27 protein-coding genes are annotated in these 24,920 nt (G+C 39.2%); 12 read left to right on the plus strand and 15 right to left on the minus strand.

Annotated features, from left to right (window positions below; genetic code table 11):
• Positions 1-40: 40 nt before the first annotated feature.
• Positions 41-2,713, minus strand: a complete 2,673-nt coding sequence (gene alaS / locus ABEB05_RS07035; protein WP_265788761.1) for an alanine--tRNA ligase — start codon at positions 2,711-2,713, stop codon at positions 41-43.
• Between the two features lie 147 nt (positions 2,714-2,860).
• On the opposite strand from alaS, the gene ABEB05_RS07040 reads away from it, so the two are divergent.
• A complete protein-coding gene (locus ABEB05_RS07040; protein WP_265788762.1) occupies positions 2,861-3,439 on the plus strand; it encodes a DUF502 domain-containing protein in 579 nt (192 codons plus the stop codon).
• Positions 3,440-3,545: 106 nt separating this feature from the next.
• Here ABEB05_RS07040 and ABEB05_RS07045 read toward each other — a convergent pair whose 3' ends face one another.
• The 3 genes from ABEB05_RS07045 to ABEB05_RS07055 all read right to left on the minus strand — a co-directional run bounded on the left by ABEB05_RS07045 (position 3,546) and on the right by ABEB05_RS07055 (position 5,872).
• Complete coding sequence (locus tag ABEB05_RS07045) at positions 3,546-4,472, minus strand: ferredoxin reductase domain-containing protein (protein WP_265788763.1); 927 nt, start codon at positions 4,470-4,472, stop codon at positions 3,546-3,548.
• Between the two features lie 171 nt (positions 4,473-4,643).
• Positions 4,644-5,243: a porin family protein gene (locus ABEB05_RS07050; protein WP_265788764.1), complete on the minus strand. Its 600-nt coding sequence runs from the start codon at positions 5,241-5,243 to the stop codon at positions 4,644-4,646.
• 224 nt (positions 5,244-5,467) lie between these two features.
• On the minus strand, positions 5,468-5,872 hold the full coding sequence (locus ABEB05_RS07055; RefSeq protein WP_265788765.1) for a response regulator: 405 nt from the start codon (positions 5,870-5,872) through the stop codon (positions 5,468-5,470).
• A gap of 415 nt (positions 5,873-6,287) precedes the next feature.
• Here ABEB05_RS07055 and ABEB05_RS07060 point away from each other — a divergent pair, with 415 nt between their 5' ends.
• The 5 genes from ABEB05_RS07060 to ABEB05_RS07080 all read left to right on the plus strand — a co-directional run bounded on the left by ABEB05_RS07060 (position 6,288) and on the right by ABEB05_RS07080 (position 12,261).
• The gene (locus ABEB05_RS07060; RefSeq protein WP_265788766.1) at positions 6,288-6,752 is read left to right on the plus strand and encodes an NfeD family protein; all 465 of its coding nucleotides are present in this window, start codon (positions 6,288-6,290) and stop codon (positions 6,750-6,752) included.
• A 57-nt stretch (positions 6,753-6,809) separates the two neighbouring features.
• Positions 6,810-7,757 carry an SPFH domain-containing protein gene (locus tag ABEB05_RS07065; protein ID WP_265788767.1) on the plus strand — a complete coding sequence of 316 codons (948 nt, stop codon included), beginning with the start codon at positions 6,810-6,812 and terminating at the stop codon, positions 7,755-7,757.
• Positions 7,754-8,701: an SPFH domain-containing protein gene (locus ABEB05_RS07070; RefSeq protein WP_265788768.1), complete on the plus strand. Its 948-nt coding sequence runs from the start codon at positions 7,754-7,756 to the stop codon at positions 8,699-8,701. Before ABEB05_RS07065 ends, ABEB05_RS07070 begins: the two co-directional genes overlap by 4 nt.
• 267 nt (positions 8,702-8,968) lie before the next feature.
• Entirely contained in the window at positions 8,969-11,407 is a 2,439-nt protein-coding gene (locus ABEB05_RS07075) for a Lon protease family protein (RefSeq protein ID WP_265788769.1), read from the plus strand.
• A 2-nt stretch (positions 11,408-11,409) separates the two neighbouring features.
• A complete protein-coding gene (locus ABEB05_RS07080; protein WP_265788770.1) occupies positions 11,410-12,261 on the plus strand; it encodes a universal stress protein in 852 nt (283 codons plus the stop codon).
• Positions 12,262-12,359: 98 nt separating this feature from the next.
• Here the strand turns inward: ABEB05_RS07080 and ABEB05_RS07085 are convergent, their stop codons facing one another.
• The 7 genes from ABEB05_RS07085 to ABEB05_RS07115 form a co-directional block, all read right to left on the minus strand.
• A complete protein-coding gene (locus tag ABEB05_RS07085; protein ID WP_265788771.1) occupies positions 12,360-13,382 on the minus strand; it encodes a TIGR00341 family protein in 1,023 nt (340 codons plus the stop codon).
• A gap of 384 nt (positions 13,383-13,766) precedes the next feature.
• The gene (locus tag ABEB05_RS07090; protein ID WP_265788772.1) at positions 13,767-14,075 is read right to left on the minus strand and encodes a hypothetical protein; all 309 of its coding nucleotides are present in this window, start codon (positions 14,073-14,075) and stop codon (positions 13,767-13,769) included.
• A gap of 193 nt (positions 14,076-14,268) precedes the next feature.
• On the minus strand, positions 14,269-14,601 hold the full coding sequence (locus tag ABEB05_RS07095; protein ID WP_265788773.1) for a DUF6804 family protein: 333 nt from the start codon (positions 14,599-14,601) through the stop codon (positions 14,269-14,271).
• Positions 14,591-14,968 (minus strand): hypothetical protein, encoded by a 378-nt coding sequence (locus ABEB05_RS07100; RefSeq protein ID WP_265788775.1) that lies wholly within the window; start codon positions 14,966-14,968, stop codon positions 14,591-14,593. The genes ABEB05_RS07095 and ABEB05_RS07100 overlap by 11 nt, the downstream gene beginning before the upstream one ends.
• 12 nt (positions 14,969-14,980) lie before the next feature.
• The gene (locus ABEB05_RS07105; RefSeq protein ID WP_265788776.1) at positions 14,981-15,460 is read right to left on the minus strand and encodes a hypothetical protein; all 480 of its coding nucleotides are present in this window, start codon (positions 15,458-15,460) and stop codon (positions 14,981-14,983) included.
• Positions 15,433-16,368 (minus strand): hypothetical protein, encoded by a 936-nt coding sequence (locus tag ABEB05_RS07110; RefSeq protein ID WP_265788777.1) that lies wholly within the window; start codon positions 16,366-16,368, stop codon positions 15,433-15,435. Before ABEB05_RS07110 ends, ABEB05_RS07105 begins: the two co-directional genes overlap by 28 nt.
• A gap of 355 nt (positions 16,369-16,723) precedes the next feature.
• Positions 16,724-17,395 (minus strand): hypothetical protein, encoded by a 672-nt coding sequence (locus ABEB05_RS07115; protein WP_265788778.1) that lies wholly within the window; start codon positions 17,393-17,395, stop codon positions 16,724-16,726.
• A 209-nt stretch (positions 17,396-17,604) separates the two neighbouring features.
• Here ABEB05_RS07115 and ABEB05_RS07120 point away from each other — a divergent pair, with 209 nt between their 5' ends.
• The 5 genes from ABEB05_RS07120 (at position 17,605) to ABEB05_RS07140 (ending at position 21,639) form a co-directional block, all read left to right on the plus strand.
• On the plus strand, positions 17,605-17,847 hold the full coding sequence (locus ABEB05_RS07120) for a helix-turn-helix domain-containing protein (RefSeq protein WP_265788779.1): 243 nt from the start codon (positions 17,605-17,607) through the stop codon (positions 17,845-17,847).
• Positions 17,848-18,214: 367 nt separating this feature from the next.
• A complete protein-coding gene (locus tag ABEB05_RS07125) occupies positions 18,215-18,403 on the plus strand; it encodes a hypothetical protein (RefSeq protein ID WP_265788781.1) in 189 nt (62 codons plus the stop codon).
• A 188-nt stretch (positions 18,404-18,591) separates the two neighbouring features.
• Positions 18,592-19,470 (plus strand): hypothetical protein, encoded by an 879-nt coding sequence (locus tag ABEB05_RS07130; RefSeq protein WP_265788783.1) that lies wholly within the window; start codon positions 18,592-18,594, stop codon positions 19,468-19,470.
• Between the two features lie 151 nt (positions 19,471-19,621).
• Positions 19,622-20,293, plus strand: a complete 672-nt coding sequence (locus ABEB05_RS07135) for a hypothetical protein (protein WP_265788785.1) — start codon at positions 19,622-19,624, stop codon at positions 20,291-20,293.
• Between the two features lie 251 nt (positions 20,294-20,544).
• Complete coding sequence (locus ABEB05_RS07140) at positions 20,545-21,639, plus strand: protein NO VEIN domain-containing protein (protein ID WP_265788786.1); 1,095 nt, start codon at positions 20,545-20,547, stop codon at positions 21,637-21,639.
• A gap of 47 nt (positions 21,640-21,686) precedes the next feature.
• Here the strand turns inward: ABEB05_RS07140 and ABEB05_RS07145 are convergent, their stop codons facing one another.
• From ABEB05_RS07145 to ABEB05_RS07160, 4 genes are read right to left on the minus strand one after another with little or no spacing between them, the layout of a single operon-like run.
• Positions 21,687-21,929: a hypothetical protein gene (locus tag ABEB05_RS07145; protein WP_265788788.1), complete on the minus strand. Its 243-nt coding sequence runs from the start codon at positions 21,927-21,929 to the stop codon at positions 21,687-21,689.
• Positions 21,930-21,932: 3 nt separating this feature from the next.
• Positions 21,933-22,910 carry a restriction endonuclease PLD domain-containing protein gene (locus ABEB05_RS07150; protein WP_265788790.1) on the minus strand — a complete coding sequence of 326 codons (978 nt, stop codon included), beginning with the start codon at positions 22,908-22,910 and terminating at the stop codon, positions 21,933-21,935.
• A gap of 48 nt (positions 22,911-22,958) precedes the next feature.
• Entirely contained in the window at positions 22,959-23,168 is a 210-nt protein-coding gene (locus ABEB05_RS07155; protein ID WP_265788792.1) for a hypothetical protein, read from the minus strand.
• A gap of 13 nt (positions 23,169-23,181) precedes the next feature.
• Entirely contained in the window at positions 23,182-23,637 is a 456-nt protein-coding gene (locus ABEB05_RS07160) for a very short patch repair endonuclease (protein WP_265788794.1), read from the minus strand.
• A gap of 103 nt (positions 23,638-23,740) precedes the next feature.
• On the opposite strand from ABEB05_RS07160, the gene ABEB05_RS07165 reads away from it, so the two are divergent.
• Complete coding sequence (locus ABEB05_RS07165) at positions 23,741-24,907, plus strand: DNA cytosine methyltransferase (RefSeq protein ID WP_265788797.1); 1,167 nt, start codon at positions 23,741-23,743, stop codon at positions 24,905-24,907.
• Positions 24,908-24,920: the final 13 nt, after the last annotated feature.

The raw sequence follows: 24,920 nt of genomic DNA on the forward strand, positions 1-24,920 counted from the left end.
TGTCTTTAAATTTTATTTTAAAAAAGTATTTCCCTTAATATTAGGAGTCGACTTTTTCTTTAATAATAGCTGGCAATTGATCAAACACTTCATTGAGCTTCTCCGGTTGGCGCCCCCCGGCGGTAGCCAGATTTGGCTGTCCACCTCCACCACCACCAAGCATTTTTCCAAGCGTACCAACTAAAGAACCTGCCTGAAGATCTTTTTCGGATATCAAGTCATCGCTTATAGCAGCCATCACATAAACCTTGCCTTCGTCCTCATCGCGGCTTCCAAGAACCGTAATCGTTCCTTTCGGATTTTTGTCGAGGGACTCATACCCCAGTTGCTTTAGCAGATCCATATCCGCATTGGATATTTCCCCTTTAACTAATTTAATACCTTCCCCCAACTCCTGAGCATCATTAATAAAGGTATTCAAGCGAGATAAGCTTTGTTGGTGCTGCAGCCTTTCCACCTCTTTTTCAAGCGATTTCCGCTCTTCAACAAGTGTGTGGATATCTTCTACAAGATCCTCGCTCTGACCGATCTCGGTTCGTATACTATCCAAGATTTGCTGTTCAGTACGCAGATATTCATCAGCACTTTTACCCACCCGGGCTTCAATTCGTCGCACTCCTGCAGCAGCTGACGACTCACCCATAAAGCGGAAGTAGCCGATCTCTCCGGTGGCCTCCACATGCATTCCCCCGCAGAGCTCCATCGAATAATCCGGATCGAAGCTTATAACCCGAACGCGATCTCCGTATTTTTCTCCGAACAGCATCGTAGCTCCCCGTTCCTTTGCCTCATCGATAGGAACCTCACGTTCTTCGGTCTTAGGAATATTCTGCTGGATCTTATCATTGACCATTTCTTCTATTTCTTTCAACTCCCCGGAAGTAAGCTGTTCAAAATGGGAGAAATCAAATCTCAGATGTTTGTCATCCACCAGTGATCCTTTTTGAGCTACATGATCACCTAATATTTTTTTCAGAGCGGCATGTACCAAATGAGTTGCGGTGTGGTGTTTACGGATCTCGCGCCGGCGGCTTTCATCAACTATTGCTTGCCACTGGCCAGCTGGATTTTCCGGCAGCTTATCCACAAAGTGAATATAACCGTCGGGCGATTTCTGCACATCCTTAACTCGCAGGTGCTCCTCTCCGTTACTGATAACCCCCGTATCAGCTACCTGCCCCCCACTTTCAGCATAAAAAGGAGTTCGATCCAAAATAATAGCCTGTTGATCTTCATCCTGACGCAGTGCCTTTATCCGCGCCTCCGAAGTCAACTCGTCATAGCCTGTAAATATAAATTCATCCGTATCCGTAACGGTTATCCAGTCTTTTTGCGAGGATTGGTCCACATTAAACTTGCCGGAAGCCCGGGCTCGCTTCTTCTGTTCCTGCATGCGTTCTTCAAATCCTTCTTCATCGACCTCAACACCACGCTCACGGGCCATCAGCTTAGTCAAGTCAATAGGGAAACCATAGGTGTCATGCAGTTTGAATGCCTCCTCTCCGGTAACAAAATCCTTTTCCTCAGTAATATCTTCGAAGAGCTCGATCCCCTGCCCCAATGTATTCAAGAAGCTTTGCTCTTCGGATCTAACCACATTCTTAACATAGGCCTTCTGCTGATCCAGTACCGGAAATACATCAGCAAACTGTTTGGAAAGAACCGGCACAAGTTTATGAAAGAATGGTTCCTTCAAGTTTAAGCGATCCCAGCCATAACGAATAGCCCGACGCAATATACGTCGAACTACAAAGCCGCGACCTTCATTGCCGGGTGAAACCCCATCCGCGATGGAGAAGCTCACCGCCCGGATATGATCAGCGATCACCCGCATAGCAATATCGGCCTGCCCATCATCGCCATACTGTACATTAGCAAGCTCTCCTATTTTTGTGAGCAAGGGTTCAAAAAGATCCGTATCATAATTGGAGCGCTTGCCCTGCAATACGGCACAAATGCGTTCAAATCCCATGCCCGTATCCACGTGCTGCGCGGGCAGTTTTTCCAGTGTACCATCGGGCTGACGGTTGAACTGGATGAAAACCAAGTTCCAAATTTCCATCACCTTGGGATCATCCATGTTCACCAGTTCTGCGCCAGGCTTCTTAGCTCGCTCTTTTTCAGGACGCAGATCGATATGTACCTCGGAGCATGGACCGCAGGGACCTGTTTCTCCCATCTCCCAGAAGTTATCCGTTTTATCGAATTTTAGGATATGATCCGGATTAATATCCGTTTCCTCCTTCCAGAGTTCAATAGACTCCTCATCCACCGGAAGTCCGTCTTCTTCATCGCCTTCAAAAACGGTTGCATAGAGGCGGTCCGCTTCGAGTCCCCAAACATCCACTAACAGCTCCCAGGCCCACCGAATGGCTTCGCGCTTAAAATAGTCCCCGAACGACCAGTTTCCCAGCATCTCAAAAAGAGTATGATGATAGGTATCGTGCCCCACCTCTTCGAGATCATTATGTTTTCCGCTAACCCGTATGCAGCGCTGACTGTCGACAACCCGCTTCCAGGTTTCCCCTTCTTTTTTATAGCCTGACTGTTCTCCCAAAAAAATGGGTTTGAACTGATTCATTCCCGCATTCGTAAATAACAGCGTAGGGTCGTCCTTCGGCGCTACCGGTGCGCTTGGTACAGGCAGGTGCTCCTTTTCCTTAAAGAAATCTAAGAAATCCTGACGTATCTGAGCAGAGCTCTTGTGAGACATGAAACTAACTTTTACTTGTTCATAAAATTACAGCTCGTTGAAAATAGTAAAAAATAGTGTTGAACTCATCCCCTATCGCTTACAAATTTACATCAAACTTTGTATTTAAGGGATACGCAGCCAAATTATCAATTTAAACTTATTCCAATGCGTCCAATACTAAACAATTTTTTTCGGGGACTCCTGCTTGTTTTTCCACTGGGAGCCACAGTATATATTATTTATTCAGCCATCATATGGTCTAACCGGGTCCTAAATAATCTGCTTTTTGAATGGTTGAATATAGATATCCCCGGCCTGGGCATCATCACTGTTTTTCTCGGTATTTCAGTTATTGGCTATATATTTTCACTTACGTTCACCCGGCCCCTGGTAACCTACTTTGAGCGACTGCTAAGACGCGTCCCCATTATCAAAATTATTTACACCGCCCTTAAGGATCTTACGGAAGCCTTTGTAGGTGATAAAAAACGATTTAACAAGCCGGTAATGGTTGACTTTGGAGATACCACAATCCAGCGCATGGGCTTTGTGACTCAAAAAGATCTTTCGGAGTTAGGAATTACTGACCGGGTTGCGGTTTACTGTCCCCACTCCTACAACTTCTCAGGGAACCTATATTTTGTACCCTCCGATAATGTTCATCCCCTGGATATTGACTCCACAAGCATTATGAAGTATATCGTTTCCGGGGGTATTACGAATATTGAAGCCAGCAAATCCTAATAGTAATTGCTGGTTAAGAAGTTGAACGTTAACAGTTTCATCAACCCTCACTTAAACTTTAACCTGTAACATGTGACCTTTAACCAAATTCTTAATGGCTAAAATTCTAATAGACTTCTACAAACGTCCGGTTAGCTGGTTTAACATATCTTTTAAGATCTTTTTCGTTCCAATCCTCAGGCTCTTTTTCCGCGGCGGGTTCCCGGATATCCAGATACTCACGCATATTCTTCTTGGCCAATGCCCGGTATATACCCGCTTCCATGCCTTTGAGCCCACATATATATAGAAGCGAATTGTCTTTCTTTAGGATAGGATCCAGTAATTCTGCATCGTCCCAAAGGCAAGTTTGGACATATTTTTTGCTACCGTCTGAGCGTCGGGTTTCGCGCGATATATAGGGCAAATACTGAAAATTATCGTACTCATCATCCAATGATTCAAAATAATCGGCATAAAGGAGATCCGTACGATATGCGCACCCAAATATCAGAATGATATCATTTTCCATACCGGCATCCAGTAAATCCATGATCATACCCCGATATGGAGCGATGCCCGTGCCTGTAGCAAACATCACATAATTAAAATCAGTTGCATTCTCAGGAAGTAAAAACCGGCGGCCACTGGGTCCGGTCATCTTAACCTTATCTCCTGGTTGCAGATCCGCCAAATAGTTAGAGCAAACACCCAGATAAAGCTCGTTGTTATCAAATTCTTCGATAGTACGCTTAACGGTTGTAGAAATGAGATGTGACTTCCCTCCTTCTCCCTGTGTTGGCGAGGAAACCGAGTATAGCCGTAATTTATAAGGCCGCCCCCTCTCATTTTCTCCAGGAGGTAGAATTCCAATCGACTGCCCCACTTGAACATGGTTTACCAAGTCTGTTCCGGAAATATCAAACGTTACATGACGAACAAAATTGGGACTGTTCTCTTTAGTACATATGTAGTTTTCAACGATAGGGACTTCTACTGGATCTTTGGGCGTATATATATTAAGCTCTACTTCTGGCAGTTTTATCTGAGACATGACTATGCTACTGTGTACAAAAAATAATTTAGATTCGTTTTAAATGCCTTTGAAGTTGTAAAGCTTAAACCAAAGAAACAAGTGTAAATTACACCTAGTCCCCCACTAAAAAGGAAAGCCCGCCAAGAGGCGGGCTTTTATCCTTATTTCAAAATAAAATAACGCTATAAGTTACATATAGAACATTAAACCGACCGTTAATACATTACCGCTAAAATCGGCATCTTCCACATCCCCAAAAGAATCGCTACCGGGATCCAAAAAGATATAGCGGTAATCAACATTCAGGGCTGTATTTCGGTTGAAAGGCAGTTCCAAACCAAACCCCAGGTGATAACCGAAATCGACGCTGTGGTCATCCTCAAGGCCCGGGATGCTCTCTGCTTCCTCATTGTAATCGATCATATCGTAGTATGCCCCCAGACCAGCTACACCGTATGGCTGGAAAGATTCACTGACCGGTAGAAAGAGTAACGCAGAGGCCGTTACCGGTATTTGGCGGACATCGGCAGAGAATTCTCCTAAATCATACTCCTGGGCGGTACGATAATCGATTGCTCCTTCAAGACCAACTACTCGTCCTAATCGAGCACGAATCTGAGCACCGCCATAAAAGCTCCCTTCTTCGGCGTCATCGGCCTTATAATATCCCAGTCGAGGACCTATACCCAAGGTATTTTCAATGGCAGAGCCACTGGAACTGGTTTGAGCCTGGGTCGCAAATGGGGTAAACAGAAAAGCAAATAATGGTAATAGTATTAGTTTTTTCATAGCAAATAATTTGTGATTCGAATTCAATCATATTGTATCACAAACAATCTGCTTATGTTCCAAGGTAGGAATAATTACGTAATATAAGCTCTCAGCCCATTTTTTTTCACTTTCTGTGTCTAAACTAAAGCAAACAGGCACATGCTAAGGCTAGCATGTGCCTGTCTGTGCAATCCTTCTTTCTTATTAATATTTATTAAGCCGCTAGCTCATAAATCTTCATTTCAGGAGGCCAGACTAAAAGACCGGCTCAATTCAGAAAGGGTTACTGGTTTTGCCAAAAAGTCTATGTATTCTGATCTGTTTAACTTGCCCTGGTGTAATACATCTGTATTACCAGAAATATAAATTACGGGTATATTTTTGTTCTCCCGGATCTTTGACATAGCTTCTATGCCATTTAGTTCTCCTTCCAGGCGAATATCCATTAAAATAATATCGGGCTCCTCCTCTAAAGCACATGTAACGGCTTCTTCACCTGAAGACACCTTATGGATAACCTCGTGCCCCATATTTTCTACCATACGCTCTATGAGAAGCGAGATAATCCTCTCATCTTCAACAATTAACACTTTTTTCTTCATTATCTTCATATGAGGTTTATTATGCACGTCTGTAAATGGTTTCATGATATTTTATTATAGCCTTCATATAACAAGAGTGTTTTGCGAGCGATTTGTTACAAAAAAATTCCACTTTTTTTAACATCATGCCTCCTATTCGGTTCCATTAAAAAATTTTAATATTTCATTTCCATTTCTTTACCCACTATACCCTTATCATAAGTTTAGTAAAAACAACATCTTATCAGGTATAGTTACATAATATACCATACTTGTAATAACCATTTAAATCCTATGCCCCCCCATATAACTTTCCAAAAATTAGTAGTTTTTAATCATGGTTAACTTTTCATAAAACAAGTAGCCATTTTATATCTCACATACCTTTAACTGTCCCTGTTCCTAAATTCCACTTTAAGGTTTGTCAAAATCCAAATTTTAGCTATACTGCAAAAAACAAACATTTATAAAGAGACTTGCGATGGATGCTGAAACACTCACAATGATTTTCTTTATCGGGGGCATTGTGCTAATGATTATTGAAACATTAATTCCTGGCGGCGTATCTTTTTTCCTTGGTGTTAGCGGACTGTTCGTGGGTGTTTTACGCTGGATGGGAATTCTGGAAGATCCTGCTACTTCGATTATTACCTGGCTTTTCACTTCCGTTGCACTCATTCTTGCCATGCGTCCACTTTTAATGAAATACTGGGGTGGGGAAAGCAGCTATAAGCTGGCTAACGAAGATGTCGAAGCTATGGATCAGGTTGTAGATGTGGTTGAATCGGTTAATCCTGACGATAATTCGGGACGTATTCGTTTTCAGGGGATTTCCTGGCAGGCCAAAACACTAGAAGGTGAAATTCCGGCCGGGTCCAAAGCAAAAATACGGTATCGGGATAATGTTACCTGGATTGTCGAACCTCTTGACGAAATTGAAGAATAATATAATTAGCCAGCTCTAAATTTTAATCATTTTCATTTCAATCTAAACTTTTATCACATGTGGACGACCTTACTAATCTTTATCGCCTTGGGCGTCTTTATCTTTACCAAGGTGTTTATCATCGTGGAGATGCGCGAAGAAGTTATACAGGAACGACTCGGGAAATACATTAAAACACTAAAGCCCGGACTTCATTTTCTGATTCCCTTTGTGGATCGTCCCGCCTATCGGCAGGAAATGCGCGAACAGGTTATTGATGTGCCCAGCCAGACCTGTATTACCAAGGATAACATCGAGGTTGAAGTTGATGGACTGGTTTATGTGAAAGTGATGGATGCCTATAAAGCCAGCTATGGGATTGGTAATTACAAACTGGCTGCCATCAACCTGGCGCAGACAACCATGCGGAGCGAAATCGGTAAAATTACGCTTGACGATACTTTTTCTGAGCGCGAGCAAATGAACGAAAATATTGTCCGGGAAATTGACAAAGCCTCCGATCCCTGGGGGATAAAAGTACTACGCTATGAAATCCGAAATATTAGGCCCTCAGATAACCTGATTCACACCCTGGAAAAGCAGATGGAGGCCGAACGTGACAAGCGTGCTGAAATCACCACTTCTACAGGGACAAGAGACTTTAAGATTAACGAGTCACAAGGGGAACGCCAGGAAGCTATTCTACTTTCGGAAGCGCAACGACAGAAGCGTATTAACGAAGCGAAAGGAAAAGCAAAAGAAATTGAACTTATTGCCAAAGCTACCTCCAAAGGTATTAAGCGTATATCTGAAGCTATTGCCAAACCGGGGGGCGACTTAGCAGTAAAAACAAAGTTAATCGAGCAGTTTATCGGTCAGTTAGGCCATGTTATTGAGCACTCCAATGTATCGGTATTACCCACGGAAACTGCCAATTTGAAAACATTTTTTGAAGGGGTCGGCAAAGTTAGCGACGGCACACAGCCCTCGTCTTCAACCACAACAGCAAAGGGAGGCCAACAATGATAGAACTCATCAGTCAAGGCGTACTCGGACTTTTAAGTATTTATGTACTATTCAAATTCATTCAATCCATTCAGCTTGTACCTACTCAGAAAGCATACATTGTTGAACGGCTTGGAAATTATCATAAGACCCTGGGACCGGGCTTTCATGCCTTAGTGCCCTTCTTTGACCAGGTTAGGTACAAACAGGATCTGCGAGAAGAAACGATCGAGGTAGAGCCACAGGAATGTTTTACTAAGGATAACGTAAAAGTAGAAGTTGATGGCGTCATTTACTTGGCCGTTATAGACCCGGTGAATGCCAGTTACGGGGTAACAGATTACCGTTTCGCCGCGGTTCAACTGGCACAAACCACGACTCGTTCTATCATAGGAACCATGGACCTGGATGACACTTTCGAAGATCGCGCTATCATTAATAAAGAAGTGGTTGAAGTCCTCAGTGAAATGGAAAAAGCTTGGGGGATCCGGGTGCTTCGATATGAAATCAAAAATATATACACTCCCAAAACCATTCAAAATGCTATGGAGCGTCAGATGACGGCCGAACGCAACCGTCGGGCTACGATTGCTAAATCGGAGGGAATCATGCAGTCGACGATCAATGATGCGGAGGGAGAGAAGCGAGAAATTATCAATATATCAGAAGGAGAAATGCAGCGCCAAATTAATGAAGCAGAAGGAGTTGCAGAAGAGATCAAATCACTGGCAGAAGCGACGGCTATCTCGATTGAAGAAATAGCTGACGCACTTTCTAAGGATAAAGGAAAAGAAGCTATGCAAATGCGTTTGGCTGAGCAATATATCAATCAGCTTTCAAAGTTGGCCAGCGAAAAAAATGATGTCATTATTCCTAAAGACGTGACCAATTACGACGCTATTATGAGTGGACTTTCCCTGGATAAAATCTCAATTGTGCCGGAAGAAAGTGATCTAAAAAAATAAAGATGGCTGCTACTTCCCTTTCGTTCAGCATACTGTAGTTTTATACATTAAAAGCTACTGGTTAGTAGTTATTGGTATAATGGTTTATTTGCAAAGACCTAACTGAATAGCTTGTTAATTTTCCCCATCACTATTAAACCAGTAACTCATAACAAACATCCATTAACCATTTTTGGAAGTTGTTCCATTTCTATTTTCCTGCTGGAACTTCCATTGCATTATACTCATTTAAATGAGTAGTAAGTTGAAACCTAATACATAAATATTTTGGCAGAACTGGAAGCAGATTCTCTTTACAGGAAGTGCAACCCCGCGTCATTGGAATTCGAAACTACTGATGAGATTAAAAATTCCACGACCGTCATAGGTCAGGATCGGTTATCCGCATCCCTGGAGTTTGGAACCGGCATGGGTAAAGACGGCTTTAACATTTTTGCGCTCGGTCCAAACCAAATTAACAAGCAGGACCATCTGAAAGAGTTCTTCGAAGAAAAGTCGGCGGATCAACCTGTTCCATCCGATATTTGTTACGTAAATAATTTTGACGATCATTATAAGCCAAACGTGCTTGAGCTGCCGGCTGGGCGCGGATGCGAGTTACACAAGCAGATGGATCAGTTCATCGATGATTTGGTTCCTACCCTTACATCTGCATTTGAAACGGAAGAATATCAAAACCGACGACAATCCCTGCAAGAACAGGTTCAGCAGGAACAGGGACAGACTTTTGAGGACCTTAAAAACAAAGCTAAAGAAAAGGGATTGGCTTTAGTTCGAACTCCTGCCGGTTTCTCTTTTGCCCCTTTAAACGAAGAGGGAGAAATAATGGGCAAAGAAGAGATACAAAATTTATCAGAAGAAAAACGGGAAGAACTGGAAGAAAAAACCCAGGATTTGCAGGAAGAGCTGCAGAAAATTATCCAAAAGATGCCTTCCAACAGGCGTAAAGCCCGGGAGCGTCTAAAAGAACTAGACGAAGAAATCGCAACCTATGCCATTAAAGATTTATTTGATGAAATCCGTGATAATTTCTCCGAACTGGATAATGTGCAGGAATTCCTGGACGATGTAGAACTCGACATTGTCGAAAATGTACAATCCATTATGGGCAACCAGAACCAATCCGGTCAGGGTAATCAATTGATGCAGATGATGGGTGGACAACAATCACAACAGAGAACGTCCAAAAATCCCGTTCTGGACCGCTATCGTGTAAATGTGATGGTTGACAATAGCGAAGCGGAAGGTGCACCCGTTATCTATGAAGATAATCCCAACTATAAAAATTTAATTGGCCGGGTTGAATATCAATCCAAAATGGGAACACTTTCTACAAACTTTAACCTGATTAAACCCGGTGCCCTCCACCGTGCTAATGGCGGGTACCTGATCCTGGACGCCCGCCAGGTACTGCTCGAACCCTTTGCCTGGGAAGGTTTAAAAAGGGCGTTAAAATCAGGGGAACTTAAGATTGAATCGCTGGGAGAGTCATACAGCATGGTCAGCACGGTATCGCTGGAGCCCGAGCCCATCCAGTTAGACGTAAAAGTAATATTAACGGGCGAAAGACTGTTATACTATCTGCTTTGCGAATACGATCCTGAATTTAACAAGCTGTTCAAGGTGGAAGCAGACTTTGAGGATGAAATTGACCGTACGGAGGGAAACAACAACCGGTACGCCCAGCTTATAGCAGGATTAATTGATAAACATGAGCTTCGTGCCTTTGATAAAAAAGCGGTTGCCCGGGTAATAGAACAAGGATCGCGTATGGTCAGTGACAATGAAAAACTGTCTGCCCAAACCAATGAAATTACTGATTTGCTAAAAGAAGCTGATCATTGGGCGGATAAAAGTGAAAATGGACAGGATATTGTAACCTACGAAGACGTTGAAAAAGCGATCGAGCAAAAAATTTATCGTTCCTCACGCCTCCGCGATAGAATTCAGGAAAGTATTAATCGCGACTCTATCTTTATCGACACCTCCGGGGAAGAAGTCGGACAAATAAATGGCCTTTCCGTCGCCAAGGTGGGAAATTTAATGTTCGGTCGGCCTAACCGCATTACCGCCCGCGTACAGCTTGGCAAAGGTGAGATTATAGATATTGAACGTGAAGTGGACATGAGCGGATCCATCCACTCCAAAGGCGTGTTGATTTTAAAAGGGTTCCTGGGGGGACGCTATGCCCGGGAACGGCCGCTCTCCCTTTCCGCCAGCCTCGTATTTGAACAATCGTATTCTCATATCGATGGAGACAGTGCTTCTTCTGCTGAACTGTATGCCTTGCTATCAGCAATTGGAAGTATCCCGTTAAAACAGTCATTCAGCGTCACCGGATCGGTCAACCAGCATGGGAAGATACAGCCTATTGGCGGAGTCAATGAAAAAATTGAAGGATTTTTTGATATTTGCAATCAACGCGGACTTACCGGCGAACAGGGCGTACTTATCCCCAGTGCCAATGAAAAGAACCTGATGCTGCGCAACGATGTGGTTGAAGCGGTTCAAAAAGATCAATTTCATATTTATTCAATAGAAACCGTCGATGAAGGTATGGAATTGCTTACCGGCCTGGACATGGGGGAACTCCAGGAAGATGGCTCGTACCCCGAGGGAACCATTAATTATAAAATTACCCAAAAGCTTAATCAGCTTGCTGAAAAACGCAAAGCATTTTCGAAGTCAGAAAACAGTCAAGAATAGTCATGGCTGAAGATAAAAACCATACCATCCTGCTTCGGGAGATCCTGGTTGCTATTGATTCTTCCCCCCATAGCCAGGCAGCGCTACGAGCCGCGGCTACACTTGCCCGGCTTATGGAAGCGAACATTCGGGGACTTTTTGTTCATGAAGAACACTGGAGCCGAATAAGCAGGCTTCCTGCTATAGCCTCAATAAATGAACTTACGGGAAAAACAGATACGCTGGAAGAAAAAGGATTAGAAAAGCAGGTAAACCTCTTAAAAAAGCGGCTCCGCCACCAGTTAGAAGACATCAGCAGAAAAAACAAAATAAGTCATTCCTGGGAATCCACCCGCGGACAGGTAGCTGATGAAATCTTAGAAGCGGCAAAAAAGGCTGACCTCATCACTCTTGGCCGACGGGGACGATCATTTTCTTTAAAAAATAAGCTGGGTTCCACGGCCAAAGCCATCATTCAAAAAGCGGACAAGCCTATTCTCCTGCTAAAAGAAGGGCTGGATCTGGGTAATACAGTTACGGTTGTTTTCGATGCTTCTGAAGCAAGCCAGAAGGGACTCAGCCTGGCTCTTTCATTAGCCAAAAGGAATTATGGTAAATTATCTATTCTGGTGCTTAATAAAGATCAGGAGAGCGAAACGCGGCGAAATAAGGAACTTGAAAAATTAATAGAAAAGGCTGAGATACCTGTTTCGGTCACTATGCTTGATAAACCCAGCAGGTGGCAGCTATTAAATGCGATTAACTATCAGCATGCGGGATTATTGGTTATTCCCAAAAAACAGTCGTTCTTGCAGCTTGATTCGCTGGAAACCAACCTGGAATATCTCAACTGTCCGGTACTCATGATGAATTGACTCCCACCCTTCTTTGCCAGAGAACATATCCAATAAAATCCTCCCCCTCTCAAATCGACAATTCTACACGAATACTCACAGATAAGGCAACAAACCTGCTATGAAAACAGATCGGGACCGATAAATTCTCCCCAGTACCATATAATGGCAGCCAATATTAATAGCAGCCCAAACCATATGCCAATCGCTATGCGTTGGGCCTTTTTTGCGTTTTTAGCTTCCCACCAGCTCCGGGGACGTACTCCCTGCACCAGGAAAGTAAGAATAGCGGCCAAGTTAATGCATATTAGATTGGTCAAAGTCAGGATACCGGACCCCAGCGCAAGCGTGGTATAGCCGGCCCCAAGCATAAGTCCCACATTAACCAGCGGGGGCAGCAGGGCCACAGCCACCATGACACCCACAATAGCGGCCGAAACCCCGCGCGTGAAGGCTAATACTCCGGCACTCCCCGCTGCAAGGGCAATGATAATATGTTTGAGATCCACCATAGTTCGGGTCATAATCTGTTCCGTTTCCGGATTAACAGCAAACATCATCCCCATCAATACGGATATGACAAGGGAAGTTAATAATCCAACTGCATTCGCTTTTAGGGCTTCCCACCCTAATTCAAGATCACCCAGCGTAGCTGCCAGTGCCATTGAAACATTGGGCGCTAACAGGGGTGCTATCACCATCGCTCCTATAATGGTAGCCACATCATTCAGGATAAGTCCCACCCCTGCTACCAGTGTTGACAATACAACCATTGCGATGTATACCGCATCCGGCTCGCCGCTATTACTGATATTGGAATAGAGTTCCTCCCGGCTAATACGGCCGATGTACTGCTCCTCTTCTGAATCCTCGCTTGCCTCATCTTCGTTCTCTTCGGGCTTCGGCAAGGTGGCTTCCACCGAAAAGAGCATAATCCGAAACCCCTCCTCATTACCAAACCGATTGGTAAGAGCATCAGAAAGAGATTCTGTGCGCTCAGCATCAACAAGCGCACGCATAACCGCCTCATCTTTATCCAGATTATCGGTCCAAACCCCTAACACATTTTCTTCTTCCGCTATATCATGCGCCTCCTTAATGGTTTCCGGAGAACCCATCAGTTCTAACAGTCTGTACGTCATATAACAATTTTGTTGAATATCATTTTTTCAAGGGTACAAAGGATTCCTTGAATAAAAAAGTCGGGATTTTTTTGCTTATTCAATAATTGTATGATGAATAGCTTTTTTTATCTGCCATCTGCCCAAAAACAAAAAAGCCCTTCACCGCTATGGTGAAAGGCTTCCTGCAAAACAGTAACAATTAATAAAAGTGGAGGTGCGGGGACCAACGAACACCTCAAAAATCACTCCATATAGCTTCTAAGAGTTACTTTTTCCTTTACTTCATAATAATGGTAACCATATAGGTATCATTAAATTAATATATCTGTTGAAATTTGAGTAAACTTGATTAGCACAAATAATACATTTATGTATTGCTCAGATGGTACTTTGTAGAGGACATTATTGATCTCGTTCATTTAGTTTCTTTTCCACTCTCTTTTTAGCCTCTTTAAAAGTATTATCATCAGCCATTTTAAAAAACTCTAAATTCTCAGCTGGAACATTCTCAGCGATTAAGTCATAATCCTCATCAATATTATCTAGTAGTACTACATTTTTTGTTCCATCGGAATTATCGCTTACAACTTGTACTTTGTCGTAAATATCTACATACACTTCTCTTGTTTTACGTCCATTTCTATCACTTGCCCAAACTTTCATTGACTCATTTACTAATGCATCTTTAAAATTATTTTCTCTTTCACCCATGATGTTAATATTTTTTTCATTTAAAATTTAGTAGATAATATTCTTACTTTTCTTAAGAAATCAAAATGATAAACCTTTGTGGGATAAGCCTACTGATACTATACTTCTGCTCTTTATCAGAAGTCTCTTCTTACCAGTTTAGTTTTTACGTTACAAACACAAAGCCTTATTCACCCTTTCCAAATACGAATTTCTAACCTTGTATTGATTGTATTCGGAAAGCAGTAACTGCAAATAACAACCCTACTGCTATATCAATCACAGCCCAAATAGATTCATCATGTAGATAAACTGGAATTATAGGATTAAAGATTATTGCAGTTATTCCAAACATAATGATCCACCCATTTACCTTGCCTGCTTCTGAATACAATATAAATGCCATATACCCTGCTACCAGAGTTAAGTATATCCGCAGAAAGGTATAGTACCCCATTGGCAAGTCAGCTATGGCAAAGAAGGATAGAGCAGAGCCAATAATTAATAATAACTTCATTACAGCACCATGATGGTTTTTATAAGTCAAGCTCTTCTTTGATACCTATCATAATTACTTCATACATTGTTTCTTGAGCTGTTTCATTTACATTAAAATGCCATTTCCTTTCAATTTCCAAATCTCTTTCATCTACTTTATGGCTCCACTTAACTTTCAAGCCTATAATTTTGCGTTTGAAAAAAAGGACTTTCTTTTCACGAATTAAGTACTGAGTGATCGAAAATTGATTAAGTCCGCCCCATTTAACAAATCCTACAGTTATTAATAGATCAGATATATCAATTCTTCCGTAGGCATCTTCAGGTTTAAGCTCAGCTAGTTTGTCAGTTAACGTAGAATATTTCTTATAAAGCTTTTTGTCTTTGTGCTTAGTGAGATCATAATTCAATTTCATGATTTTATAAACTTAAATTGATTGAAATATTGAAAATTTGTCTTTTTTAATGAGCTTCCAATACCCAAGAATCATTACAGAGAACATATCCAGATCTTCGCTAATCATATAAGCCTCTTCCCAACTTAACCTATCACTCTTTTTCACTGAGGTTTGAGCAGGTATCCATAACTGGACAATGTATAATTTGTCCCCAATAGCTAGATCTAATTTTGAAGCTATGGTAGTAGAATATTTTTCGAATAAGGGGTGATAATTATCAGATTTTAAAAAAGTAATGCAATGGCTTGATTCACGATCTATACTCAATAGGCTATTGTTAGCTTCGATAACATCTAAATCTGTCTCCTTTAAAAACTTGTAATAATGTGGTTTCATAATGTCATTAAAAGCCAACTTATATTTTCTACCATTTCTGTAAACTGGAAACCTAAATTTGCCAATTATCCTTAATGAATATTCTTTTAAAAGTAATGGGACTTTACCCAACATTGGTGATCGTCATCAGGATTTTCCAGAAATGCTCGCTGATCATTGTTAGTTATAATGTTAGTGACTACTAATTTTACATATATAACCTCAAGTACATATCCAACACTGTGATTACTAGGCTTGTGAGGCAGTTCTAAACTTTCCCCAGCGTATATCAGTTGACCAGTATCTGTAGCCAAAATGTATTCTCCTGTTTCGGTATCTTCACACCAGTTTTTTTCAGATATATTATATTTTTTTTCAAATTCTTTAAACGAAATAGTTTCTTCAAAAATAATTAGGGGATCATTTGAGACTCCAAAATCCTCATCGGAACATTGATCTTCAAAATATTTTTCATCGATATAGCGTCCATCTTTTTGCCTATAGGCATTTGATTTACTTTTGGAAATTGACTCTTTGTTTTTTGTCTTACGCTCCCCGACTTCACTACTTTTTTCCACAGTATTTTTAACACCAAATCTATTTTTTTCGAAATCGTAGTTCTTGCTAAACTGAATAGCGGCATACTGAAATTCATCCAGTGTTTTACTTACAGCACTAGGTGCAATATCAGATATGTTTTCATAGATAACCTCCGTAGCTGTCTCAAAGGTTTTTTGGTGAGCCGTAACATTATTACGAAATGTTTTTGACTCTATACTCATCAGATAATAAGTGAGTAAAGGCAAGTCACCTTCACTTTTTTCAATAAGTGTTTCCAGGCTTTCTGAAGTAAAATTATCGGACATAATACGATTCGCATGCCAACTTCTTACTCGCTGTCCCACAAGAAATATGAATGCTTCCTCTCCATCTATATTATAATCTCTGCAGATAGCTTGGTAATTATTTGCCATTACCTTTGCTGTTTTTCCTGGAGACCCAGGACCAGCATTAAACCATTTCTTCTTAAGCCAACTAGCCATCGTATTTAAAATCAGTTAGTACTACTAATTATCGAATAGATTAAGAACCCCAGTATTACTAAACCTACACTTAGTACTGCCTCAAAACGAAATCCTTGCCAGAAAGTACTTTCCCCATTAAATACCGCATCTATACCTCCACAACTACCCCAAATTACTATCATGACTACCGCCAGTATAACTTTTGCTGCTGTATCACCCTCTGTTTCCTTTTGTTTAGACATGTTATAATATTTTTTTGTGGTATATTCAGGTAATATGTTATGAACTTACTTTTCAAGTATATTCAATTACTCTATATCAATTAGCCCTTCTTGATCGAAGCATTTATAAAAATTTACCACTTGTGTTGGTTTTATTGTGGGGACCCATCAGCTATCTTATTAAAAGATAATTTTTTCTTAGTGTCGATATTTAACTCATTGTGTAATAAATAAAAGGTATCAAGTTCACTTTCACATAAGGAGATGTACTCTGCATCCTCTTCATCCCAGACATTCTTTGCAACTTGTCCACGAATAAAAGTATCAGAACCCTGCCCATCAAAATATTTCCCACTTCTATTATCTCGTTCATGAAACCAAAAATCTGGTATGCCGTGTTCTTCTTTAAAATCCTCAACGGGAAATGTTTCTAAAATATCAATTTTGTAATCCATACGTATTGGAAGAGATGTATCCCCTTCTACGAAATCTAATGAATTGTTAAATAACAGATTATGCATCGTAATAAGAACTCTCTTTTTAATTATGGGAATGACATATTCTAATCGATATGTTTTTTTCTTTTTTTCAGAACTAGATTCATATTCAATTTCTGCGAATAGACTATTTGACTTATATATAAACCTTGTGTTGAACTGGAAATAAGGTCCATAGTATTCACATACATATCTATAGTCTGAAGATTTTTTAATACTAAATTTTGGGTAATCACGCCTTATTCGGTAAGCAACTGGCTTTATGTAATCCCAACAGGGACCAAATTTACTAAGCTTCTTTTTTCGAGAATTAAATAATCCAAACATACTTAAAGTCTGTATCTACTTGATTGGTGTTTCTATATAGAGCGATACCTTCTTTTTACATTTAGTTGCATTATGATAAAATAAGATGGAAATCCAATAGATCCTTAATTTTCCCATCTATATAATATATTATATCATTATATATTATATTTTTTTGTTGTCTATAGACCGTAGTCTAAATATACGATTTCCCTTTACTTATTCAAGCAATGGTAAAGGGAAACGAAATACAGAAAGCACTTGGTAAAACCGTGAGGGAATTACGGTTAGCTAACAATCTTTCTCAGGAAAAATTAGCAGAATTAGCCTCTCTTGACAGGTCTTATATATCTGAAGTTGAAAATGGTAATAAAACTGCTTCGATTATTACGGTTTTTAAAATTGCTGTTGCTTTAGATATTAAACCTAGCCAGTTGTTACAGAAGATGGAAGAGTATTTTGAATTTAATTAGGCTCAATATTTTATACGGAATAAATCTGTCATAGCCTATCAATTCAAAAAACTGGTCACTAACATCACTCTATCCTTCCCACTCTTTTAGCCTCCATGATCTTATTTCTTGCTAATTTTTGGCTTTGGCAAGCAGATCTAGGTGATTACTGGAGTAATAAATAAAAAATATTTAAAAAAATTTGTAAGGATTGTCCTCTGAAACGTACTTACTTATGAGAATGTATTTCTCTTTGATGAGATGAGTCAAGTCCTGCATTGTGAAAGGTGCAGGGCTTTTCATTTTTTATCAATTTTGTTAAGAATTTTTGTAAGGAATGCCTCTCTAAAGGTACTTACTATAAAAACAACAATTAATTACTGTACTGTTGGATCAAAAAAATAAGCTTACACAAGACATTACGAAGTATTTACGGGGACAATTTTCAGAAGATGAGGCTATTGATCTCTGGCTCCGATTACTGCAATACCCTGAATGGATCTTCTACCTGAAAGTGGAAATAGCTATTAATGGAATGATTAATTCTAAATCAGAAGTATACAGGCGACAGGGATGAATGTTTTATCAACCTGATATATGGATAAGGAAAGGTCACTTTGCATGATAATATTTAATAATAATACGTTATTTGTGTTTAAACGCAATATTTAGCAAACTACGTCTTTGCAGCATAATATCATTATAACATTAGCTTATTGACATAATTATAGGTTAGGTACTTTCAATAATTAAATCGGAATTGTTTTGTCAAAAAATTTCCAAACAATAAGTACATATGATAGCCTTGTCCTAATTGAGAGTCTTGGTATAAATGATAATAAAACTGGACTACAATTAGGTCAAAAATTGAAGACCTACTGTGACAACAATAATATAGTAGTCTCATATCTAAGTGTTTCTAATAGAAACCAATTTATTGCGACACTTAATCAAATAAATGATGATATACTAAATGGAACTAATCAGATTTTATCTGGTGGTGCGAAATATCCAATTCTCCACCTTGATATCCATGGTTCTGAAAGGGGGCTACATCTATCAAATGGTGATCTGATAGAGTGGGATGATTTTGCATCAGTATGTAGAAATATTAATAACAGCACTAAAAACAATTTGATAATTGTTTTAGCTGTATGTAAAGGTTATAAATCAATTGTCAATATTACGCCAAAAACTTTGACACCATATTATGCTTTGATAGGACCAGAAAAAATTGTCTACGAAAAAGATATCGAGAGATTATTCCCGAAATTTTATCTTAAACTCTTCAAGACTAATATTCTTACAGATGCAATTAAATTGCTAAAACCAGAATATCACCTATATCATTGCGAAATGGTTTTTGCCAATGCTTATAGTAAATATATAAGGGAAAAATGTCGTGGAGAAGGAAAAGAAGAAAGACTTGAAGAGTTAATTGATAAATTCAAGAAAATGAATCCACATGTTGAAAACTATTCTGAGGTTAGAGAGCTATTGGTTGACCTAATTAAACCCCGTAAGGAATCATATAATAAATTTAGACATAGATTTTTGTTATCAAATTTGAGGGTGAATAAAGATAGGTTCAGTGTTGATTTGGATGATATCCTTGACATTATTGGAAGAGAAGAAAGTACCTAACCGCGTTAAGTGGGACGTGCCTCACCCTTGCCTGCCTATTTTGTGCTGGTCAATTTCCATAGTACATTTTTTTAAACTTAACGTTGATCTGTCTGCACCATAAGTGCGATGTCGTTAGCCAGTTTTAACCTTAATCAGAAAACTGATTAGAATGAGAATTCAATTTGACAATGAAAGGTTCGATATAGATCAAAGGCCAGATGAATGTCCAATATGTCATCACGGTATTGAACCTGAAGAAATTTCATTTCACGTTATTGAAGTAGGTGATGTAATGCGAAGTGATATACTTCAAATATTTTACAGATGCCCAAGGAGAGATTGCCAAAACTCGTTTATTGGTAGTTATAGGAAAAGCACAGTAGGTGCTCGTGTTAGAGGTCCATTTCGTTTAAATTCTACAGCTCCACAGAGAACTAAAAGGCTCAGTTTTCACAAAGAAATTGAAGACCTGTCGGAAGATTTTGTGGAGATATATTCTCAAGCTCATATAGCGGAACAAAAAAATCTGCTACAAATTTGTGGTCCTGGTTATCGAAAAGCGCTCGAATTTTTAGTTAAGGATTTTGCTGTAAATGAAAATCCAGATGATGAAGAAAATATTAGAAAAACTTATCTATCAACTTGTATAAATAACTACATAGACGACGCTAATATAAAATCATGTGCAGAGCGGGCAGCTTGGTTAGGCAATGATGAGACTCATTATACTAGAAAATGGGAAGACAAAGATCTTCAAGATCTCAAAATATTAATTGAGCTGACAGAAGGTTGGATACGAAATGTTATTTTAACTAAACAATATAATGACGAAATGAATTAAACTTGCTAACCCCTTCAAAAAGGAAAAATGTCAAGCAGGCAGTTTTCACTTCTCATAGTTATATATATTTGGGCAAGCTTAATTGGTATAATTGTTTTTTAAATTAAAAATAAACTTTAAGTTAGTTATGCATGCTGTTTTGCAAAAAGGCTTAAAAGCATGTTAAAGCAACATATAAAGGGTTACTATATATGCTTATGCCTCTATAGTAACCCTTTATTTTTTTACATAATAAAATAAGACTTAAATAAATGCCTACTACTCAAGAATCACTCTGGCAACCTATCAAAAAAGCTTTGAGTCATGATGGGTGGACTAAATTACAATCAATTTACAGTACTGTAGAAACGGAAATTGACTTTGATGATGAGGACTTGCAACCCGAAGCTACTGACTCCAGTCAACCTGCCTGGAAAAAAAATGTCAGAAATGTACTTCAGTCCCAAAAAAGTCGAGGGGAAGTTTTGCATCAGAGGACTGCTAAATACAAATTACCTACAACAGGTGACGACTGGAGCTATTCAGAAGTAGATGCCACGGTTAAAGATTATTTCGAAATGCTAAAGCTTGAACTTCAGAATAAGTCCTTCAACAAAGCAGCTCATAACCGTTCTTTGAAACCCGAACTTAACAACAGAAGCAGAGGAGCTGTAGAGTTTAAACATCAGAATATAAGTTCGGTTCTTGAGGAAATGGGTCTCCCATATATAAATGGATATAAACCTTATCCAAATAAACAGACCCTTCTAAAGGAAGTAATCATTGACGAATTGCAATCTGATGAAAGGTTACAAAATCTTTTTGAACAATTAGCTGCAAAACCTGCGCAAAAAACTAGTCTTTTTCAAAAGGAATCGGACTTAGACTCTGTTTTTACAGATCCTCCTGATTTTATTAACAGTTCAAAAGACTCCCAAGATAGAAATCGGAAAGGAGCACATATAGATTTTGCACAAAAAGAAGCCCAGAATCGAAAACTAGGTCAGCAAGGTGAAGAGTATGTAATTTCAATTGAAAAAAGGAGATTGCAGAAGATTGGTCGGTCTGATCTTGCAGATCTTGTCGAATGGACATCAAAAGAGAAAGGGGATGGCTATGGTTATGACATTACCTCATTCAATGAATACGGAGATGAAATATTCATCGAAGTTAAAACTACTAAGCTTAGTATTAAGCAGGCTTTCTTCGTTACTGCGAATGAATTAAATACTTCAGAAGAACTAAGTGATTCCTTTCAACTGTATCGTGTTTATAACTTTTCTAATAATCCTAAGGTATATATTTTAAAAGGGAATCTAGCTGAACAGCTTAACCTTATTCCAACTGAATATCGTGCCGAAATTTAAATGGTAAGTTAGATATAACAGCATAAAAGTATAAAAAATTAACTGAGTTAGCTTATCTCAACTAGTTCTTGAATTCCCGCATCCCACTTTTCAGCAATTTCTTCTAAAGAAAAGAATTTAGCCTTTTTACCGCTGATTATGTGAAAATTATCTGTTCCATGATAATAAATGGTCACTCCATCACTCTGAGTTCTAAAAAGACTCCACATAACATCTCCCCCAGAGTTATACAGCAAATCTTCTTTAGCATGAGAGAATTTATTTTCCAATAATTTATTATGCTTATTCATCGCTTACCTCTTTTTTGTTTTAGAATTATCGCTACTCGCAAAATCCATATAATAGGTTTCAGCATCAATTTTATAAAAATCAATATAATTTCTCCCATATTTCTCCAAGTGGTGTATTTTTACGCGTTGACCAGAAGATAATCCTAGTCTCTTTCTTAAGTATCTTCCCAAGATACTATTACCTTTAGGAGTTTCTATCGCATCTCCTTCACGACCTTTCTGAGCTCTGGTAAATATCATTTTCTTTCCGTCATCAGTGTAAACAGTAAACCTATTAGGTTTCGGAGGAAAAAAGTCACTTTTATATACTTCAGGTCTTAGTTGAATATAGGCTTCATTTTTATTTCGTTTTCCTCTGAATCCCCAGTTCAATCCTGACTTATTTCTCATTTTTCCGTCACTTTTTTTAGGTAAAGGAACTGAAATGCTGGGCAAGCCTTCTAAAAAGTTCTCATTACCAGGCTTTTTACCGATGGGAGCTATGGAAACCTTACTTTCAATTTCAGGACTTGTACAAAGAGCTGAGCCTTGATTAATCCTGTTATAATAAGTCAATGCTTCTTCTGGTGGGCTAGAAACCAGTAATTCATGCTGGTTGTAAAAATTGCTTTCGTTCTCTACAAAAGCAACCTGTGAATAATTTGCTGAACCTATATATGCCTCTCTGGGCTCACCCCCAGATAACCATATATAGAGTTTAGAATGTACAGGATCTCCTTTGATGATGTATCTGCAACCAAAATTGTCAGATTCTCTTTGAGTGTATTCTTGAAAACACTCATGGTTAACTGAATCAATTCCACTTAACGGTGTCATACCGACAGTAAGGTTAACGCTAGGAAACAAGTCCAGTTCAACCAATTTAGTTAAGTGATATTCAGCCATTGCAGCAGATCCATAACCAGTAAGTATGCAAAGCTCATCACTATTATTAGCTGGATCTATCAGTATCTTTTTAAATAAATCTTTCTCAAGTACCATATTTTTAGTTATTAGTGGATGTGAAAAGACCTATGTATAAATATTAGCTTAATTAGCATTCTCTGTAAATATACTTTCTACAATCTCTTCTGCTCTCCTGAATGCTCTTTCATCCTCTTCATCGTCTAGCATATACTCATTCTCTTTAAGATGATTCAAAGCTTCATTGAGGGTGCAAATTTCTTTGTCATTTATCCAGTCAGCAAGTATCGTAAATCCGAGCTCTTCCAGCTCTAATAGTAAAAGATCTTTTTCCATATGCTTTAATCCATTAATAGTTTCCTTCAATTTCAACAAATCTCTTACCTGAATTAAGCCAGATAATCATTTTCTCAGTCACATTCTCTAGAGGTAAACTGTGTTTGCCTTTAAGTGCACACTCCCAAATAATCGAAATGCGTTTACCAGCATCTTTCAGCTCATTAATCTTTTGTCTGTCACGGTTTTGATTTCTCTTAAACTTATTTTTCCAGTAATCAATATTAGATTGAGGCATATTAAACAAGGGACAGTCATGTTTGTGCCAGAAACAACCATTTACAAACAAAACTGCATTATATTTTCTAAAGTGTAAATCTGGAGTTCCTGGTAGTTTTTTGTTGTGTAGCCCATATCTAATACCCTCACTATGCAAGGCTCTTCTTATCATTATCTCTGGCTTGGTATCCTTGCTCTGAATTGCCGCCATATTTTTTGACCTTACTTCTGTTGAGTGTGTATCAGCCATTGGAAATCAATTGAATTAAACCGAACTTTTAGCTTTTATTATAGCTTACATTATATTATTAATAGACTAACTAAAAAAGGAATACCGAAAGTTACAGACGAATATGAAAGTTTATCGGATGGCGGAATTGTTTTGTGGTCCTGGCGGCTTGGGATTGGGAGCAATGAACGCCTCAGAAAAGTTCTCTGATCAAAAGATACTCCCATTGTGGGCAAATGATATTCATGAAGAAACATGTGAAACTTATGCTCATAATATTCACGAAGGGCAAGGAAAAATACTTTATGCGCCAGTTGAAGGATCAGACTTCCAAGACAATGAAAACCATGGCACTGTAATTTGTGGTCCTGTTGAAGAATTAGACTTTAGGAAAACTCCATCATTTGAGGGGCTCTCTTTTGGTTTCCCTTGTAATGATTTTAGTATTGTAGGGGAACAAAAAGGAACTGACGGAGAATATGGTCCGCTGTATACATACGGAGTTAAAGCTCTCGAAACTCATGGACCAGTATGGTTCGTTGCTGAAAATGTCGGAGGACTTTCAAGTGCAAATGAGGGAAAAGCATTTGGCAAAATATTAACTGATCTGGAAAATGCAAACAGAGGATATAATCTAACGGTAAATCTGTATAAGTTTGAAGAATATGGAGTGCCACAAAAAAGACACCGGATAGTTATTGTCGGAATTCGAAAAGATCTTGACCTAAAGTTTCGAGTGCCTGCCCCTACTACTCCAGAACCTGAACAGCAAAAAACTGCCAAGCAAGCAATAGAAAATCCTCCGATACCAGACGGACACCCTAATCATATCTTTACTAATCAGTCAAAAACTGTTGTAGAACGTCTTAAACATATTCCACCCGGAGAAAATGCCTGGTATGAAGGGATTCCTGAAGAATACAGGCTCAATGTAAAGGGTGCCAGGATGAGTCAAATTTATCGTCGCTTACATCCAGAAGAACCTGCATATACTGTCACCGGCAGCGGAGGCGGAGGTACACACGGTTACCACTGGAAAGAGCCAAGAGCATTAACTAACAGGGAAAGAGCAAGGCTCCAGACCTTTCCTGATGAATTTATCTTTCAAGGCACCAAAGGTAGTATTCGGAGACAGATAGGCATGGCTGTTCCAGTAGATGGTGCTGAGATAATTTTCAGTGCTTTGCTGAAAACATTAAACCAAGAGTCATATAATTATGTAGAAGCTTCTTTTGATCACGAAGAGTTGATTAATACTACTGATCCGGATTTAGAAGTGGTACGCGTTTAAAGTTTATTTAAAT

The organism is Fodinibius salicampi (assembly GCF_039545095.1).
Classification (GTDB): Bacteria; Bacteroidota; Rhodothermia; order Balneolales; family Balneolaceae; genus Fodinibius; species Fodinibius salicampi.

Bases quoted from the DNA above. Each gene is read 5' to 3' on its own strand.
- ABEB05_RS07065 (WP_265788767.1), top strand. From the start codon at position 6,810: ATGTGGACGACCTTACTAATCTTTATCGCCTTGGGCGTCTTTATCTTT.
- ABEB05_RS07105 (WP_265788776.1), bottom strand. From the start codon at position 15,460: ATGTTGGGTAAAGTCCCATTACTTTTAAAAGAATATTCATTAAGGATA.
- ABEB05_RS07145 (WP_265788788.1), bottom strand. From the start codon at position 21,929: ATGAATAAGCATAATAAATTATTGGAAAATAAATTCTCTCATGCTAAA.
- ABEB05_RS07135 (WP_265788785.1), top strand. From the start codon at position 19,622: ATGAGAATTCAATTTGACAATGAAAGGTTCGATATAGATCAAAGGCCA.
- ABEB05_RS07045 (WP_265788763.1), bottom strand. From the start codon at position 4,472: ATGTCTCAGATAAAACTGCCAGAAGTAGAGCTTAATATATATACGCCC.
- ABEB05_RS07165 (WP_265788797.1), top strand. From the start codon at position 23,741: ATGAAAGTTTATCGGATGGCGGAATTGTTTTGTGGTCCTGGCGGCTTG.
- ABEB05_RS07140 (WP_265788786.1), top strand. From the start codon at position 20,545: ATGCCTACTACTCAAGAATCACTCTGGCAACCTATCAAAAAAGCTTTG.
- ABEB05_RS07080 (WP_265788770.1), top strand. From the start codon at position 11,410: ATGGCTGAAGATAAAAACCATACCATCCTGCTTCGGGAGATCCTGGTT.
- ABEB05_RS07160 (WP_265788794.1), bottom strand. From the start codon at position 23,637: ATGGCTGATACACACTCAACAGAAGTAAGGTCAAAAAATATGGCGGCA.
- ABEB05_RS07100 (WP_265788775.1), bottom strand. From the start codon at position 14,968: ATGAAATTGAATTATGATCTCACTAAGCACAAAGACAAAAAGCTTTAT.
- ABEB05_RS07040 (WP_265788762.1), top strand. From the start codon at position 2,861: ATGCGTCCAATACTAAACAATTTTTTTCGGGGACTCCTGCTTGTTTTT.
- ABEB05_RS07120 (WP_265788779.1), top strand. From the start codon at position 17,605: ATGGTAAAGGGAAACGAAATACAGAAAGCACTTGGTAAAACCGTGAGG.
- ABEB05_RS07085 (WP_265788771.1), bottom strand. From the start codon at position 13,382: ATGACGTACAGACTGTTAGAACTGATGGGTTCTCCGGAAACCATTAAG.
- ABEB05_RS07050 (WP_265788764.1), bottom strand. From the start codon at position 5,243: ATGAAAAAACTAATACTATTACCATTATTTGCTTTTCTGTTTACCCCA.
- ABEB05_RS07150 (WP_265788790.1), bottom strand. From the start codon at position 22,910: ATGGTACTTGAGAAAGATTTATTTAAAAAGATACTGATAGATCCAGCT.
- ABEB05_RS07115 (WP_265788778.1), bottom strand. From the start codon at position 17,395: ATGTTTGGATTATTTAATTCTCGAAAAAAGAAGCTTAGTAAATTTGGT.
- ABEB05_RS07090 (WP_265788772.1), bottom strand. From the start codon at position 14,075: ATGGGTGAAAGAGAAAATAATTTTAAAGATGCATTAGTAAATGAGTCA.
- ABEB05_RS07155 (WP_265788792.1), bottom strand. From the start codon at position 23,168: ATGGAAAAAGATCTTTTACTATTAGAGCTGGAAGAGCTCGGATTTACG.
- ABEB05_RS07060 (WP_265788766.1), top strand. From the start codon at position 6,288: ATGGATGCTGAAACACTCACAATGATTTTCTTTATCGGGGGCATTGTG.
- ABEB05_RS07070 (WP_265788768.1), top strand. From the start codon at position 7,754: ATGATAGAACTCATCAGTCAAGGCGTACTCGGACTTTTAAGTATTTAT.
- alaS (WP_265788761.1), bottom strand. From the start codon at position 2,713: ATGTCTCACAAGAGCTCTGCTCAGATACGTCAGGATTTCTTAGATTTC.
- ABEB05_RS07055 (WP_265788765.1), bottom strand. From the start codon at position 5,872: ATGAAACCATTTACAGACGTGCATAATAAACCTCATATGAAGATAATG.
- ABEB05_RS07110 (WP_265788777.1), bottom strand. From the start codon at position 16,368: ATGGCTAGTTGGCTTAAGAAGAAATGGTTTAATGCTGGTCCTGGGTCT.